Source organism: Natrialba aegyptia DSM 13077 (genome assembly GCF_000337535.1).
Classification (GTDB): Archaea; Halobacteriota; Halobacteria; order Halobacteriales; family Natrialbaceae; genus Natrialba; species Natrialba aegyptia.
Map to the genome: position 1 here is coordinate 36,542 of NZ_AOIP01000008.1, position 15,064 is coordinate 51,605.

13 protein-coding genes are annotated in these 15,064 nt (G+C 64.4%); 11 read left to right on the forward strand and 2 right to left on the reverse strand.

The window, feature by feature from the left end; all coding sequences use genetic code 11:
• Positions 1-28: 28 nt before the first annotated feature.
• Positions 29-574 carry a DNA starvation/stationary phase protection protein DpsA gene (gene dpsA, locus C480_RS01205; protein WP_006663798.1) on the reverse strand — a complete coding sequence of 182 codons (546 nt, stop codon included), beginning with the start codon at positions 572-574 and terminating at the stop codon, positions 29-31.
• A gap of 203 nt (positions 575-777) precedes the next feature.
• Here dpsA and C480_RS01210 point away from each other — a divergent pair, with 203 nt between their 5' ends.
• Complete coding sequence (locus C480_RS01210; protein WP_006663799.1) at positions 778-2,247, forward strand: aldehyde dehydrogenase family protein; 1,470 nt, start codon at positions 778-780, stop codon at positions 2,245-2,247.
• Between the two features lie 138 nt (positions 2,248-2,385).
• On the opposite strand, the gene C480_RS01215 is transcribed toward C480_RS01210, so the two are convergent.
• A complete protein-coding gene (locus C480_RS01215) occupies positions 2,386-3,606 on the reverse strand; it encodes a hypothetical protein (RefSeq protein WP_241433773.1) in 1,221 nt (406 codons plus the stop codon).
• Between the two features lie 134 nt (positions 3,607-3,740).
• On the opposite strand from C480_RS01215, the gene C480_RS01220 reads away from it, so the two are divergent.
• The 10 genes from C480_RS01220 (at position 3,741) to C480_RS01265 (ending at position 15,032) form a co-directional block, all read left to right on the forward strand.
• Positions 3,741-4,736 carry a carbohydrate kinase family protein gene (locus C480_RS01220; protein WP_006663801.1) on the forward strand — a complete coding sequence of 332 codons (996 nt, stop codon included), beginning with the start codon at positions 3,741-3,743 and terminating at the stop codon, positions 4,734-4,736.
• 116 nt (positions 4,737-4,852) lie between these two features.
• A complete protein-coding gene (locus C480_RS01225) occupies positions 4,853-5,998 on the forward strand; it encodes a YhjD/YihY/BrkB family envelope integrity protein (RefSeq protein ID WP_006663802.1) in 1,146 nt (381 codons plus the stop codon).
• 87 nt (positions 5,999-6,085) lie between these two features.
• Positions 6,086-6,511, forward strand: a complete 426-nt coding sequence (locus tag C480_RS01230) for a hypothetical protein (RefSeq protein ID WP_006663803.1) — start codon at positions 6,086-6,088, stop codon at positions 6,509-6,511.
• A gap of 79 nt (positions 6,512-6,590) precedes the next feature.
• Positions 6,591-7,067, forward strand: coding sequence for a YbaK/EbsC family protein (locus tag C480_RS01235; protein ID WP_049903016.1), 477 nt, complete (start codon positions 6,591-6,593; stop codon positions 7,065-7,067).
• A 151-nt stretch (positions 7,068-7,218) separates the two neighbouring features.
• Positions 7,219-8,316 carry a metal ABC transporter substrate-binding protein gene (locus C480_RS01240; RefSeq protein ID WP_006663805.1) on the forward strand — a complete coding sequence of 366 codons (1,098 nt, stop codon included), beginning with the start codon at positions 7,219-7,221 and terminating at the stop codon, positions 8,314-8,316.
• Positions 8,316-9,056 carry a metal ABC transporter ATP-binding protein gene (locus tag C480_RS01245; protein WP_006663806.1) on the forward strand — a complete coding sequence of 247 codons (741 nt, stop codon included), beginning with the start codon at positions 8,316-8,318 and terminating at the stop codon, positions 9,054-9,056. Before C480_RS01240 ends, C480_RS01245 begins: the two co-directional genes overlap by 1 nt.
• 125 nt (positions 9,057-9,181) lie before the next feature.
• Positions 9,182-10,192, forward strand: a complete 1,011-nt coding sequence (locus C480_RS01250; RefSeq protein ID WP_049903038.1) for a metal ABC transporter permease — start codon at positions 9,182-9,184, stop codon at positions 10,190-10,192.
• A 161-nt stretch (positions 10,193-10,353) separates the two neighbouring features.
• Positions 10,354-12,453 carry an acetate--CoA ligase family protein gene (locus tag C480_RS01255; RefSeq protein WP_006663808.1) on the forward strand — a complete coding sequence of 700 codons (2,100 nt, stop codon included), beginning with the start codon at positions 10,354-10,356 and terminating at the stop codon, positions 12,451-12,453.
• Positions 12,450-13,631: a phosphotransacetylase family protein gene (locus C480_RS01260; protein ID WP_006663809.1), complete on the forward strand. Its 1,182-nt coding sequence runs from the start codon at positions 12,450-12,452 to the stop codon at positions 13,629-13,631. The genes C480_RS01255 and C480_RS01260 overlap by 4 nt, the downstream gene beginning before the upstream one ends.
• Before the next feature lie 315 nt (positions 13,632-13,946).
• Positions 13,947-15,032, forward strand: coding sequence for a helix-turn-helix domain-containing protein (locus C480_RS01265; protein WP_006663810.1), 1,086 nt, complete (start codon positions 13,947-13,949; stop codon positions 15,030-15,032).
• Positions 15,033-15,064: the final 32 nt, after the last annotated feature.

A 15,064-nucleotide genomic window follows, 5' to 3' on the forward strand; every position in this document is an offset into this window, starting at 1 on the left:
ACCGTCGGCGCGGTCGGCTCCCGATTCCTTAGTGTGTCGCCTCTTCGAGCACCAGCGTGTCGTCTTCGAGGTAGTGCTCGAAGTGGTGGCCGTCGTCCTCGAGCGTCACGAGGATGTCCCGGAGGATTTCCGCAGTCGCGTAATCGCCGAGGTTCTCGGCGAGTTCGATGCTGTCACGCATCGACTCGATGATGTCGCCGTACATCTCGAGGTCGTTCTCGAACGCGGACCGGATGTCGAGGACGTCTTCGCCCTCGAACTCGACGGTTGCCCGCTCTTCCTGGTTCGATGGCCCGGAGACCGGGACGCCGCCGAGGGCCTGCGCGCGCTCTGCGATCTCGTCGGCACCCTCTTCGACGTGCTCGTAGGACTCTTCCAAGAACTCGTGGAGCGGCAGGAACTCGGCGCCCTCGACGACCCAGTGGTGCTTCTTGAGCTGGTGGTAGAGGACGTACGAGTTCGCCAGTTCGGTGTTCAACGCGTCGACGATCTGCTCGGCTTTGTCCTGTTCGAGGCGGAGTTCGTTCTCCTCGACGGTATCGGCCGATTGACGGACGGTCTTCTGAGTGCTCATCTCATTCGGTGATACACGCGCTTTCCACTTAAAGGTTTCCCCAACACAGAACATTTTTTTGGCTATCCGAAAACAGAGTTCTTGCAGCGGCGCTATTATTTGCTATAGTGGAACCGACGTATCGTTCGCCACTACGGTCAAAAATTGTGCCGTTTTTTCGGGGCTGAGTAAACATTTTCAGTGTGGGGGTCGAAAGGGAACGTATGGCAACAAGAGCGGCACAGCGGCGAGAGCGGATCTTCGTCGACGGGGACTGGCTCGAAACCGACGAGACCATCGCAGTCTCGGACCTCGCCGACGGCGGAACCTTCGCTCAGGTCGGCGCGACCGGGCCGGCCGCAGCGCGAACGGCACTCGAAGCGGCCCACGAGATCAAACCCGAACTGCGCCAGACGACCGTCGTCGAACGCGCCGGGTGGTGCGAAGCGATCGCCGAAGGTCTTCGCGAGCGCGAGGAAGAACTCGCCGAAGTTATCGTTCGTGAGGCGGGCAAGCCGATCTCCTCGGCTCGCGGCGAGGTCGGCCAGGCGGCGGAGCGCTTCGATCGCGCCGCCGAGGAGGCCCGAAACATCGTCAGCAAGGGCGAGTTCCGCGAGGGATCGACCGCGGGCCACGAGGGCTGGAACGCGATCGTCAAACACGAGCCGATCGGTGCGGTGCTCTGTATCACGCCGTACAACTATCCACTTGCGACGACGGCATTACAGGTTGCCCCTGCACTCGCCGCGGGTAACAGCGTCCTGCTCAAGCCCGCAAGCAAGACGCCCGTCTCGGCTGCGATACTCGCCGATGTCATCGCCGACGTCGACGGCATCCCGGACGGTGCGTTCAACTTCGTTCCCGGTGACGCGAGCGAGATCGGCGACGTCCTGTCCGGAGACGACCGCATCAACGCGATCGCGATGACCGGTTCCTCGGGCGCGGGGAAACACGTCGCCGGCGAGAGCGGCATGGTCAATCTTCACATGGAATTGGGCGGCAATGCACCCGCTGTCGTCTTCGACGACGCCGACCTCACGGACGTTGCCGGCAACTGTGTCAAGGGCTCGCTGAAATACGCCGGCCAGCGTTGCTCGGCCGTCTCCCGCGTGCTCGCTCACGAGTCGGTCCACGACGATCTCGTCTCGCAGATCGACCGCACGATGGACGCCTGGGAGGCCGGCGATCTCTTCGACGAAACCACCGCCTTCGGTCCGCTCATCAGCGAAGACCAGGCCGAGTGGGTCCAGGAACTCGTCGACGACGCCGTCGAGAAGGGCGCAGACCTCGTCCGCGGCGGGGAGCGACGGGCCCCCGAGGGCGTACCGGACGAACTCGCCGACCAGTTCTTCGAACCGACCCTGCTCGCCAACGTCCCCCACGACGCCCGTATCGTCGACGAGGAGCAATTCGGCCCCGTCGCCGCTATCACGACGTTCGAAGACGAGGACGAAGCGATCGAACTCGCCAACGGTTCGGATCTCGCCCTCGACGCCGCGGTCTTCACCTCCGACTACGATCGCGCGATGCGACTGGCCGATCTGATCGACGCCGGTGCCGTCCGCATCAACGGCGCCCCCTCCCACGGCCTCGGCGACGTTCCCTTCGGCGGCAACAAGGACTCGGGTATCGGTCGCGAGGGCCTCGACGCCTCGATCCACGAGATGATGCGCAAGAAGAGCATCATTCTGTAGCCAACGCGACAGCCCCGCGTTGCTCGGCTCTCCGGCTCTTTGTAGTCTTTTAGCTGTTAGTTCCTCTCGGACCAGGTCGCACTCACGGGTACGTCTCAACCGCCTGCCACACGGGAACGGCGATCGCTACAGAGCGATCTAGAACGCGACCGATCGGCTGGCAACGACCGTTTCAGTCTCACCGGCGACCGCGATCGCCCGTACCGTCGTTTCGTCGCCCTCGTCGTACGCAAACGTCACGCTCTCGCCGACCGCAGCGATCGCGTCGCTTCTTCCCGCCCCGTCGATGATCTCGACCCGGTCGGCGTTCCCGAGCGATGTGACTATCGTCGTGACGCGCCGGTCCACGCTATCGACATCGATGGTGACTCCCGCCTGTGCCTCCTGTTCGACCCGCTCTCCGCCCCAACTCGAGAGGGACGGAAGTTCAATTTCGGCGGTCGGAACCGTCGTCTCCGCCACGGCAACCGAGTGCAGCGCCTCGACCGAGAGCGTCTCGAACTCGTCCGCCAGGGAACTCCGTTCGAACTGGTCGGCGAGCGCAGCGGGGTCGGTGCCGTCCCCGGGTACCGCAACGAACGACACCGTCGACGTTTCTCCCGATACCGAAACGGCGTGACTGTATGCCGCAGGGTCCGACTCGCCGCCGTCTCCCACTCGCCCGACCGCGATCGCCGTCGTCTCGAGTCGATCGAGTACCGTCTCGAAGTCCGCGTCGGTTGCGACGCGCCGCACCGCGTCGTTTCGTCCGGCGTCGAGGATGGCATCGACGCCGACCCCCGCCGCTCGACTGGCGAGGAGCCACTCCGTCGAGACGGCGACTGCGCCGTCCTCGCCCTCGTAGACGGCGAACTCGTCGACCGACCACGTCGGCTCCGTCTGGACCCCGTCCCGGTCGAACGAGCCGGCGATAGCGACGTTGTCGTTCCCGCTTCCGGTGCCGAACGAGAGCGCGGCGTCGAGTTCAGCGTCGGCGAACCGGTCGGCAGCCGACACGCCGAGATCGTCGAGGCTGAACGCCGTCGACTCGCGAACGTCGGGACTGAACTCGGCGTCGTGCGCGCGAAGCGCGTCGAGGTCCGCGTAGTGGAAGACGAACTCGTCGTCGCCGGTCGTTTCGTCCGACGTGAGCGAACTGGGAACCCATCGTGCCAGTGCGGAGACGTCAACGCTAGCCCCGATCTCCGTCTCGAGGGATCCAGTCCCGTTCGCGTCGTCCGTCGTTCCGTTCGAGTCGGACTCTGCTGGCGTCCCCGACTCGGAACCGCCGAGACAGCCTGCACTGATTGAGAGAGCACCGATACTGCCGATCCCACCGGTCGTCACCAACAATCGGCGACGCGAGTACTCGTCAGTCATCTCTGCTTCCACAAATTATAATTATAACAGGATATAATCCACGATCAGTCTCTGCGGATAGACGCGGCCCTCGAACGCGAGCAAGAGAGAAAAAGAGCGAACGGGAGGCTGTATCTATCCGATCGTCCTACTCTATGAGTACTGATCCGTCCATCCTCGTCGCTGGCGAAACGCTGATCGACTTCCTGCCGGAACGGCCCGGATCGCTCACCGCGGTCGATAGCTTCGACCGTCGCCCCGGTGGCGCACCCGCAAACGTGGCCGTCGGCCTCGCTCGACTCGGAACCACACCGCTGTTCTGGACCCGCGTCGGCGACGACCCGTTCGGCCACTATCTCCGGGAGACGCTCACCGATGCCGGCCTCTCCGACCGGTACATCGAGTTCGATCCCGCGGCGAAGACGACGCTCGCGTTCGTCACCCACGATTCGGACGGCGACCGCGAGTTCACCTTCTATCGCGACGGGACGGCGGACACGCGACTCGAACCGGGTCGGATCGACGACGAGACGCTCGCCGCGCTCGAGTGGGTTCACGTCGGGGGCGTCACGCTCGCCAGCGGCCCCGCCCGGGCCGCGACGCGCGACCTCATCGACCGGGCCGGCGAGGCCGGCTGTACGGTTTCGTTCGACCCGAACGCCAGACCGGAGCTGTGGCACGCCGAGGAAACGTTTGCAAGCGTCTGTCGCGACGCGCTCGAGGGCGTCGACGTCTGCAAGGCAACCGCGGGTGAACTCGAGGCGCTCGGCTTTACCGGGGCGACGCCGACTGAACTCGGGCAAGCGGTGGTCGCTGGATCGGCGGGTCCCCACACCGCCTTCGTCACGCGGGGCAGTGAGGGGGCCGTGGCCGTCGCCGGGCCGGATGCACCGTGGGGTAGCGGACACGCGGGAGCGTCGTCACTGGCCGTCGTCGAAACCGACGGCTACACCGTCGAGACGGTCGATACGACGGGGGCGGGCGACGCGTTCGTCGCCGGCATAATCACGGCGCTTCAGGGCGGCAAATCGGTGTCCGAAACGCTCGCTAGTAGCAGCGCTATCGCCGCGATTACGACAACTGAAACCGGTGCGATGACCGCGTTGCCGGACCGCGAGACGGTACGGGCGTTCCGCCGAGAGCGCTCGTAGACCCCGCTTCGAGAGGCAGACCGCGGTGCACCGTTCGAGACGGTGGCGATAGCACCGACGACGCATTGGGCACATCCAGGCGAACCACATATCTGGATTGACGGTGTGGCTTCGCTATGGCAACCGAACGCGAAGACGGCGGTGTCGCCTCGTTTGGCAAGACCGTAGTCGCCGGCATACAGGAGAAAAACGTTTCCTTCATGGCCGCTGGAATCGCCTATCAGGCGTTCATCTCGCTGCTTCCCCTTCTCGTCCTCGTCTTTTTCGTCGTCACCGTCGTCGGCGACGAGCAGTTCGCGGCCGAGGTCGCAACGGCAACGAGTGGCTTTCTGCCCGAGAGCGGTCAGGTCATGGTCGAGAACGCCATCTCCGAATCGCCGGCAACGGCGGGATCGACGCTCATCGGCGTCGTCGTTCTCGTGTGGGGGGCGCTCAAAATATTTCGCGGACTCGATACCGCGTTCTCAGAAATCTACGATTCGGCCGCGGAGAGTTCATTTGTCGGACAACTTCGCGATGCGGTGATCGTCCTCGGTGCGATCGGTGGTGCGTTGATCGCGGCAGGCGCGGCGAGTCTCGTCGTCGCGGTTTTCCCGGACGTTCCCCTCCTCGAGTTGGTGAACCCGATCCTTCTCGTGATCGTGCTCACGATCGCGTTCCTGCCGATGTACTACTACTTCCCGGACGTCGACGTCTCTCCCCGCCAGGTGCTTCCCGGCGTCGTCGTCGCGGCGGTCGGCTGGACGGTGCTCCAGTCGCTCTTTCAGGTCTACGTCTCGTTCGCGGGGAGTTCGGATTCTGCAGGCCCGGTGGGTGCGATCTTGCTCTTGCTCACCTGGCTTTACTTCGGCGGACTCATCTTGCTCGTCGGTGCCGTCGTCAATGCCGTCAGAAGCGGTCACTTCGACCAGTCGGACGCGGACGATCCAGTCCTGGAGACGTCGATTACCGCAACGGACCGTCCGTCCTTCGTCGACGACGCACAGCGCGACCGGACCCGTCTCCTCGATCGGATCGACCGCCTCGAACGCGAACGCGACCAACTTCGAAACGACCTCGCCGCCCAGCGCGCACGGCGATACCGCCTCGAAGATCGCGTCACCCACCTGGAAACGCTCACTCGCGATCTCGAAGACGAGACCGCGACCCTCCAGCGCGAACTCGACCAGCACGAGGACCCGCCGTGGAAACAACAGTTCCAGACGGCCCTCTCACACGTCGAGACCATCCGTATCGGTGTCGTCGAAGATCGAGGCGACTGACGGCGGCCACGACTGCGACCGCGCGACCGGACACGGGAGTCGTACTCGAGAGCGCTTATTACGCTCCCCGCCGACACCCCACACATCGTGTCTCACCCAGTACGGGCCGCCAGGCGACGGCTCTGTGACGACCACGCAGATACTATCGCAGCGATCGACGACTGTGCGGATCGCGTCACTACCTCCTGGGACACCGCTCGAACGACGAACCGCGACGCACTCGTCGACTCCCTGCGCGCCGAACTCGTGGCCGCAGGCATCTTCGATCGACTTCCGGCGGTCCTGGAAGCGGCCGTCGATGCGACAGCATCGGACCTGCAGGCAAGCCCCGTCCCTGCAGCGCCGTACGTCGTCGTAACGAGTCGCGGGCCGCTCCTTCGGGCGACGATCGATCCCGGGCGACTCGTCATCAGATTCGATGTTTTCGAAATCGTCCGCTCTGACGGTGCCGGTCATCGACCGGAGTACCACCGCGTAGACGGCGTTCGGCTGCACGTTTCGCTCGAACACTGAACGGATCACAACGGAAAGTAAGTCGGAGACGAGTCAGCGTTTTTACGGTGCAGTCGAAAGATGCCATCGAATGTCAAACATGCACCCACGCGCACGGGCGTTCGCCGATCGGGCGCGCGACGAGTTCAGTTTCGAGCCGACGGTCGAGGAGTTCCCGGAGGGAACGAAGACGGCGGCAGACGCAGCGGCGGCAGTTGGCTGTCGGAAAGCCCAGATCGCGAGTTCGCTCGTCTTCGACGTGGACGGCTCGCTGGTGGTGTCGGTGACGAGCGGCGCGAATCGCGTCAGCGAGGCGGCGCTCGGCGAGGTCTTCGACGCGTCGGCGGCCGCGGTGTCGATGGCCGATGCCGAGCGGATTCGAACTGAACTCGGCTGGTCGATCGGCGGTGTGCCGCCGTTCTGTCACGAGCGGACGGTCCCGGTCGTGCTTGACGAGACGTTGCTCACGTTCGAGACGGTCTGGGCGGCTGCGGGGACGCCGGAGGCGGTGTTTTCGATCGATCCGACGGCGTTGCAACAGTATGCAGATGCAGAGCCGGTGGCTGTTAGTGAGTAGGCGACGGTTCAGTTTTTCGTCGTCACCGATGGGGCCTCCTGGTGAGCTACCGCCGAGTAGTTATTAATCTACCGTGCTGTGTGATGGCTGAGTTATTAACAACAAGGTGCCGTATAATAACATATTTAGTCGACGGGCAATTGGTTCGGATATGGAACTCGAACGACGGACGTTTTTGGCGGCGAGTTCAGGATCACTCGCGGCCGGGGCACTGGCGGGGTGTCTCGATGACGTGGCTCGCGGGAGCGATGGGATCGAGTCGGGGTATGCCGCATTTTTTGCGCTGTGGGATTGGGCCGATACCATTGGTGGCGATTCGGTGACGTTCGAAAACCCGGTCGGGACCGGCGAGGTTGGGCACGGCTGGGAGCCCGAAGCGGACTTGCTCGCGGAGATTGCAAAGAGTGACGCGTTCGTCTACCTCGATCTGCCGGAGTTCGCCTGGGCGCAGGAGGCGGCGGCGACGCTCGAGTCGGACTACGAGACGGTAGCCGTAATCGATGCGCTCGAGGGACTCGACGACGAGTTACTGGCGTGGAATCACGAACACGATTCCGACGAACACGACGGGCACGATCACGACCATGAACACGAGGAGGACTCCCACGACCACGCTACCGGTGAGGGAGACGACGCTGAGAATGACCACGACCACGACGACGGAGGATCTCACGATGGGCACGACCACGGCGCTATCGATCCCCACGCCTGGGTCGACCCGGTCCTCGCCCAGCGTATCGTCACGACTATCGCGGATGGCCTCGCCGACGCCGACCCCGACAACGAAGAGACGTTCCGGGAGAACGCCGAAACGTACACCGACCGGCTCGCCGAACTCGACGACGAGTTCAGCACCATCACTGGGGAAGCCGAGCACGATGTCGCCATCCTCGCCGGACACAACTCCTATCAGTACCTCGAACACCGCTACGATATCGAGGTGCACACGCCGTCCGGCGTGTCACCGCAGGACGAACCGAGTATTACCGATATTTCGGAGACGATCGACCGCATCGAGGACCACGACATCGACACGATTCTCTACGATCGCTTCGAGGTCACGTCCGAGGATGAACTCCCGCCGCTCGCCGAGACGATCCTGGCGGAGAGCACCGCGACGAACGCGGTTCCGGTCACGTCCGGGGAGGGGACACTCCGGGCCTGGCAAGAATCGGGCTGGGGGTACGTCGAACAAATGGAAGAGCTAAACGTTCCCGCGTTCAGAGAAGCACTTGGAGCGGATCACTAGTGACTGCAGTCGTCTCTCTCGAGAACGTGACGTTCGCCTACGGCGAGCAGCCGGCCGTCCGCGACGTGTCCCTTACCGTCGATCAGGGCGATTTTCTCGGTCTTATTGGCCCGAACGGCTCCGGAAAGACGACGCTCTTGCATCTCATGCTCGGTCTGCACAGTCCCGACAGCGGCTCGATCGAACTCTTCGGCGAGCCCGCCTCGGCGTTCTCCGAGGGCGAACGGATCGGCTACGTTTCCCAGCAGGCGACCAGCCGCGGCGGCACGATGCCCGTTACCGTTCGCGAGGTCGTGACGATGGGCCGGTTCGCCCACGTGGGCCACGGTCGGCTGACCGAGGCAGATCACGACATCGTCACGGACGCCCTCGAAACGGTCGGCATCACCGCGCTCGCCGATCGACAGGTCACGCAGCTCTCGGGCGGCCAGCGCCAGCGGGCGTTCATCGCTCGCGCGCTCGCCTCCGAGGCCGACCTGCTCGCGCTCGACGAACCAACCGTCGGCGTCGACGCTGAGTCCCGTGACGAGTTCTACCAGTTGCTCGACTCGCTCAACGACTCGGGCATCACGATCATCCTCATCGAACACGATATCGGCGTCGTCACCGACCGGGCAAATCGTATCGCCTGTCTCAACACGGAGCTATACCACCACGGCGATACCGAATCGTTCGTCGAGAGCGACGCGCTCACGGAGGCCTACGGGACGACCGGACACGTCGTCGAACACCATCATTAGTCGAACGAATGCGGGACCTCACGTCGCTCATTGGCAGCGAGATCGGCACCGAGACGAGTGCCGATGCCAACGCCGACACCGACGCCGACACGACCACCAACACCACTGACACACACCACACACGGATGCACGACACCAGACGACGACTCGAACTCGGCGGAATCGCGCTGACCGGCTTGCTCGCCGTCGCGATGCTCGGATTTCTCACCCTCGATTGGCTACAGGAGTATCCGTACGCGTCGGCGCTGTACGAGCAGTTCCGGATCGCCGGACGGTTACTGGACTACTACCTCGGGACGAACGTCTTCTCTCACCCCTACCTGTGGCGGTCGATGGCGACGGGTGTTCTCATCGGCGTCGTCGGGCCGCTGGTCGGGACCTATCTCGTCCACCGCGAGATGGCACTGATCGGCGAAACGCTCGCGCACACGGCGTTCGCCGGCGTCGCGATCGGACTGTTGTTCAGTTCGACGACGGACTGGAGCGGCTCGCTCTTGCTCGTCGCGCTCGTCGTCGGAATCCTCGGTGCACTCGGCGTGCAGTGGCTCACCGAACGCACGGACACGTACGGCGACGTGCCGATCGCGATCATGCTCACCGGCAGTTTCGCCGTCGGCACGCTCATCATCAGCTACGGACGCGGACTCACGGGGCTTAACATCCAGAACTTTCTTTTCGGCAATCTCTCCGTGATCACGCCCTCCGGAGCGCGGCTGATGGGAATTCTGAGCGTCGTCGTCGTGGCAGTCGTCGCGGTGACGTACAAGCAACTGCTCTTTATCACGTTCGACGAGCAGGCCGCTCGCGTCGCCCGGCTGAACGTCACCTGGTACAACACGCTGTTGATCGTGATGACGGCCGTCGTCGTCGTCGGCGCGATGCAGGTCCTCGGCGTGATCCTCGTCGCGGCGATGCTCGTCATTCCCGTCGCAGCCGCAACGCAACTCGCACACAGTTTCCGCGAGACGCTGTATCTCTCGATCCTCTTCGGTCAGGTCTCGATCATCGGGGGCTTCGCGCTCTCGATCTCCCAGAGCCTTCCCGCCGGCGGCTCGATCGTCGTCGTCGGAATCGTCGCCTACCTGCTCGCCGTTCTCGTTTCGGACCAATCCGCAGCTGCGGTGTCGGTTCACTGACCGCTCGGCCCTCCTTCCGTTTCCCGCTCGGCACGATCGTCGATCCACCACCGGTTCGTCTCGTCAGCAGCCATGGTCGTCTTCTAATTCGGTATCGTTCATCGCCAGCACGTGGGAACGTCACCCTACGTTTAACACGACTCTCGGCGAATTCACTCACGATGGGACGGTTATCCGAGCTGTTCGCACCCGATACCGTCGGCGTGATCGGCGCAACCGACCGCGAGGGCGCAGTCGGCCGCGCGATCCTCGAAAACCTGCGCGACGAGTTCAGCGGCGAGGTCGTGCCGGTCAATCCGAGCCACGACACGGTGCTCGGGATCGACGCGTATCCGGATGTAAAGAGCGCGCCGGCACTCGATCTCGCGGTCGTCGTCGTCCCGCCGCCCGTCGTCCTCGAGACGCTTCGTGAACTCGGCGAGTCGGGGACCGAACACGTCGTCGTCATCACGGCGGGGTTCGCCGAGACGGGCGGCGAGGGAGCCGACCGGGAGCGAGAACTCCGCGAGATCGCCGCCGAGTACGACCTCAATATCGTCGGCCCGAACAGTCTCGGCGTGATGTCGACGCCGATCGACCTGAACGCGACGTTCGGGCCGGAGGGCGCGTTGGACGGATCTATCTCGTTTATGAGCCAGTCGGGGGCGTTCATCACGGCCGTCCTCGACTGGGCGAACGAGCAGGGGATCGGCTTTCAGGACGTCGTCTCGCTCGGCAACAAGACGGTGCTCGACGAGACGGATTTCGTCCGCGAGTGGGGCGACGATCCGGAGACGGACGTCGTCATCGGCTATCTCGAAGACATCGACGCCGGCGACGAGTTCATCCGGACGGCCCGCGAGGTCACCGACGACACGCCGATCGTGCTCGTCAAGTCGGGTCGGACCGATGCGGGGGCGCAGGCTGCCTCCTCGCACACGGGCGCGATCGCCGGGAGCGAGCGGGCCTACGAGGCCGGGTTGGAGCAGGCCGGCGTCCTGCGAGCGAACTCGGTCCAGGAACTGTTCGATGCGGCGCGGGCGCTCTCGGGACTGCCGGAGCCCGACACCGACGGGGTCGCCGTCGTGACGAACGCGGGCGGGCCGGGCGTGTTGACCACGGATGCAGTCGGCGACTCGACGCTGGGGATGGCCGAGTTCAGCGACGAGACGATCGCGGCGCTGACCGAGGCGATGCCCGATGAGGCGAACGTCTACAACCCGATCGACGCGATCGGGGATGCTGACACCGACCGCTTCGGCGATGCGCTCGAACTCGCGCTCGACGATCCGAACGTCGGGAGTGCGGTCGTCGTCAGCGCACCGACGGCGGTGATCGAGTACGACGAACTCGCCGAGGTCGTCATCGAGAAGTGCGAGGAATTCGACAAGCCCGTCGTTACCTGTATGATGGGCGGCGAACGGGCCCGAAACGCCGAGTCGGTGCTTCGCGAGTTCGGGATTCCGAACTACTTCGACCCGGCCCGGGCGGTCGGCGGACTCGACGCGCTCGCGCGGTACCGGGATATTCGCGACCGAACGGCCGACGACCCCGAGCGGTTCGACGTCGATCGCGAGCGAGCCCGAGAGATTTTAGAGCGAGTCGAGCGGCGAGACGACAACCGCCTCGGAATCGAATCGATGGAGTTGCTCGAGGCCTACGGCATCCCGACGCCACCGGGAGAGATCGTCGACGATCCGGCCCGCGCTCGCGAAGTCGCCGAGGGCATCGACGGCGATGTCGTCATGAAAATCGTCAGCCCGGACATCACCCACAAGTCCGATATCGGCGGCGTGAAAGTCGGGGTGAGCGACGACGAGGTGTACGACGCCTACGAAGACGTGGTCGCCAGAGCGCGCAACTACCAGCCCGATGCGACGATCCTCGGCGTGCAGGTCCAGGCGATGCTCGATCTCGAGGAGACGACCGAAACCATCGTCGGGATGAACCGCGATCCGCAGTTCGGCCCGCTCTTGCTGTTCGGTCTCGGCGGCATCTTCGTCGAAATTCTCGAGGATACGTCGGTTCGCGTCGCACCGATCGGCGAGCGCGGGGCCCGCGAGATGATCGACGAGATTCGGGCTGCCCCGCTGTTGCGCGGGGCGCGCGGTCGCGAGCCGGCAGCAACCGACGCCATCGTCGAAACGATCCAGCGACTCTCCCAGCTGGTGACCGACTTCCCGGCGATTCTCGAACTCGACGTGAACCCGCTCGTCGCCGGCCCGGACGGCGTACAGGCGATCGACCTGCGATTGACCGTCGACACGGAGGAACTCCGATGACTGATACTGATACCGATACCGACACCAACACTGATACCGACACTCAATCCGGCACCGACACCGGAACTGAAACCGAACTCGACACGGACGCCACGACGACCGAAGCCGGGACCGATACCGAGACGCTCCTCGTCGCCTCGCTCGAGGAAAGCACCGGCAAAACCGCGATCACGCTGGCCCTCGCCCGCCTCGCACGGGATCGCGGCGAGCGGGTCGGCTACATGAAGCCGAAGGGCACTCGTCTGCAGAGCAACGTCGGCAAGACCCTCGACGAAGATCCGTTACTCGCGCGCGAACTCCTCGACATCGACGCCGAGATGCACGACTTAGAACCCGTCGTCTACTCGCCGACATTCATCGAGCAGGCCATTCGGGGACGCGAGGACCCCGCCGAATTGCGCGAGCGGGTCGTCGAAGCCTACGAGACACTCGCCGCGGACTGCGATCGCATGTTTCTCGAGGGCGGCGGCCGGTACGACCTCGGCGGAATCGTCGATCTCACCGATGCCGATATTTCGGCGACCCTCGACGCCCGCGTCGTCCTCGTCTCTCCCTACCAGAAACCCGGCGACATCGACACCGTTCTTACCGCCGCCGACGCGTTCGGTGATCGCCTCGCCGGCGTCGTCTTCAACCGCGTCTCTGACGTTGCCTACGACCAACTCGAAACCGATGTCGTCCCCTTCCTCGAAGGTCGCGGCGTTCCCGTCGTCGGAATCATCCCCAGCGAACGGTCCCTCTCCGGCGTCACCGTCGCCGACCTCGCGGACGAACTCGGTGGAACACTCGTCGCCGAAGCCGGCACCGACAGCTACGTCGAGCGCTTCGCCGTCGGTGCGATGGGTGCCGACAGCGCCCTGCGATACTTCCGGCGAACGAAAGACGCCGCCGTCATCACCGGCGGCGACCGAGCCGAAATACACACCGCGGCGCTCGAAGCACCCGGCGTCAAGTGTCTCATCCTGACCGGCGGCCACCGCCCATCCGGCGCTATCGTCGGCGAGGCGACCGAGCGAGAGATCCCGATCATCTCCGTCCAGACCGACACCCTCACGACCGTCGAACGCGCCGAAGATATCGTCCGAAGCGGTCGAACCCGCGATGCCACGACGGTCGACCGGATGGAGACGCTGCTCGCCGATCACACCACAGTTACGTCGCTACTCGACTCGATGTAAGCCATCCTGTGAGGAAAATCCCTGGCGCGTCGTCGGGCAGCCCACACGCCAGGATCTGCCGGTTTGTCAGAGGCACCCCGGCACTGACCGTTGTCCTCGAACTCTTATCCCTTCATCTGTCGAAATCTGACCCAGATCATTCTTCTTCAACTTAACTGTTTCTGTGGTTTATATACTAGTAGGCGATTCGAGTTCAGATACCTCGTTCCAGCGGACCACGATTCACCCGACTGCGCCGCCGTCTTCAAACATTGCCTGGTAGCACCGACCGCAATCGGTCACCAGCCTTATACCGCTGTCACCCGACGACTCCCTATGGTCGGAGCGCCGCGATTGCTCGCCCTCGTGGACCGACGCGAATCGCTACTCCGCCACCTCGCAACCACTCCCGCTCGCCCCAGCGACCTCGCCGCTGCACTCGAGTGTTCCCGTTCGACGGTCGACAGAGCCCTCTCGGAACTCCAGGACGCCACCCTGGTCGAACGCGACCCCGATCGGGACTCGTATCACCTCACCGTCGCCGGTGAACTCGCACTCGAAGAGTTCGGCCAGTTTTCGACGCGACTCGAGCGAACGGCGTCTGCGAGCGGCCTGCTCGCATCGTTGTCGACTGACGGCGGTTGCCGGCTGCCGTGGCAATTCCTCGACGCGGCGACCGTCGTCACGAACGCCCGCGATCCGGCACGACTTGCAGCGTCGCTTCCGGCGGGAATCGACCGGCAGACGCTGCGAACTCGTGCTGATTGTACTGGCGAGTCGGATGGAGAGAGCACGACTGAGAGCGACCTTCCAACCCGGACGCTCGAAGCGCTGCTCGACCTCGGACGCAATCCACACCATCAGGTGCTCGTCCCCGGCCCCATGCCCTGTCTCGCCAGCGCCTACCGCGCCACGGCTCCTCCGACCCCGGACGCAGCCGCTTCCGACGACGCTGACCCCTCCCGTCGTGAATTCGAGATTATCGGCCCCAGTGCAGTCATCCAGGGCCTGCTCACCGAGTTCCGGGAAGCCACCGCCGACGCCCTTTCGAGGGGCGACCTTTCCCTTCACGAACTCGACTCAGCACAGATACCACCGTACGGGCTGGTCGTCATCACGTGGGAGACAGCGACTGCCACCGGGGTATCCGAGACCCCTGAGACACCCGAGACATCCAAAACATCCGTAACTACCGACCCGACCGCCGGCAGTCCGTCCCCCGCTCGCGGCCCCTCCTCACCGGCGTCGGCCACCCGCTCACCGTCGCCAGCCGCTGAACTCGTGATCCTCCTCGTCTGCCCCGACACCGAACTCGAGGGCTTGCTCGTCGCGACGACTCACGAGGCGTGTACGTGGGCTCGGGAGTTGATCGCGTCGATGCAAGAGGCGGCACAACCGCTATCAGCGCCCGCTCCGGAATGACGAGTGTGGGTCACTAGCACGAGTCCGTCAAC

Coding starts and splice junctions, on each gene's coding strand:
- C480_RS01220 (WP_006663801.1), top strand. CDS start 3,741: ATGAGTACTGATCCGTCCATCCTCGTCGCTGGCGAAACGCTGATCGAC.
- C480_RS01210 (WP_006663799.1), top strand. CDS start 778: ATGGCAACAAGAGCGGCACAGCGGCGAGAGCGGATCTTCGTCGACGGG.
- C480_RS01260 (WP_006663809.1), top strand. CDS start 12,450: ATGACTGATACTGATACCGATACCGACACCAACACTGATACCGACACT.
- C480_RS01255 (WP_006663808.1), top strand. CDS start 10,354: ATGGGACGGTTATCCGAGCTGTTCGCACCCGATACCGTCGGCGTGATC.
- C480_RS01250 (WP_049903038.1), top strand. CDS start 9,182: ATGCACGACACCAGACGACGACTCGAACTCGGCGGAATCGCGCTGACC.
- C480_RS01240 (WP_006663805.1), top strand. CDS start 7,219: ATGGAACTCGAACGACGGACGTTTTTGGCGGCGAGTTCAGGATCACTC.
- C480_RS01215 (WP_241433773.1), bottom strand. CDS start 3,606: ATGACTGACGAGTACTCGCGTCGCCGATTGTTGGTGACGACCGGTGGG.
- C480_RS01225 (WP_006663802.1), top strand. CDS start 4,853: ATGGCAACCGAACGCGAAGACGGCGGTGTCGCCTCGTTTGGCAAGACC.
- dpsA (WP_006663798.1), bottom strand. CDS start 574: ATGAGCACTCAGAAGACCGTCCGTCAATCGGCCGATACCGTCGAGGAG.
- C480_RS01235 (WP_049903016.1), top strand. CDS start 6,591: ATGCACCCACGCGCACGGGCGTTCGCCGATCGGGCGCGCGACGAGTTC.
- C480_RS01265 (WP_006663810.1), top strand. CDS start 13,947: ATGGTCGGAGCGCCGCGATTGCTCGCCCTCGTGGACCGACGCGAATCG.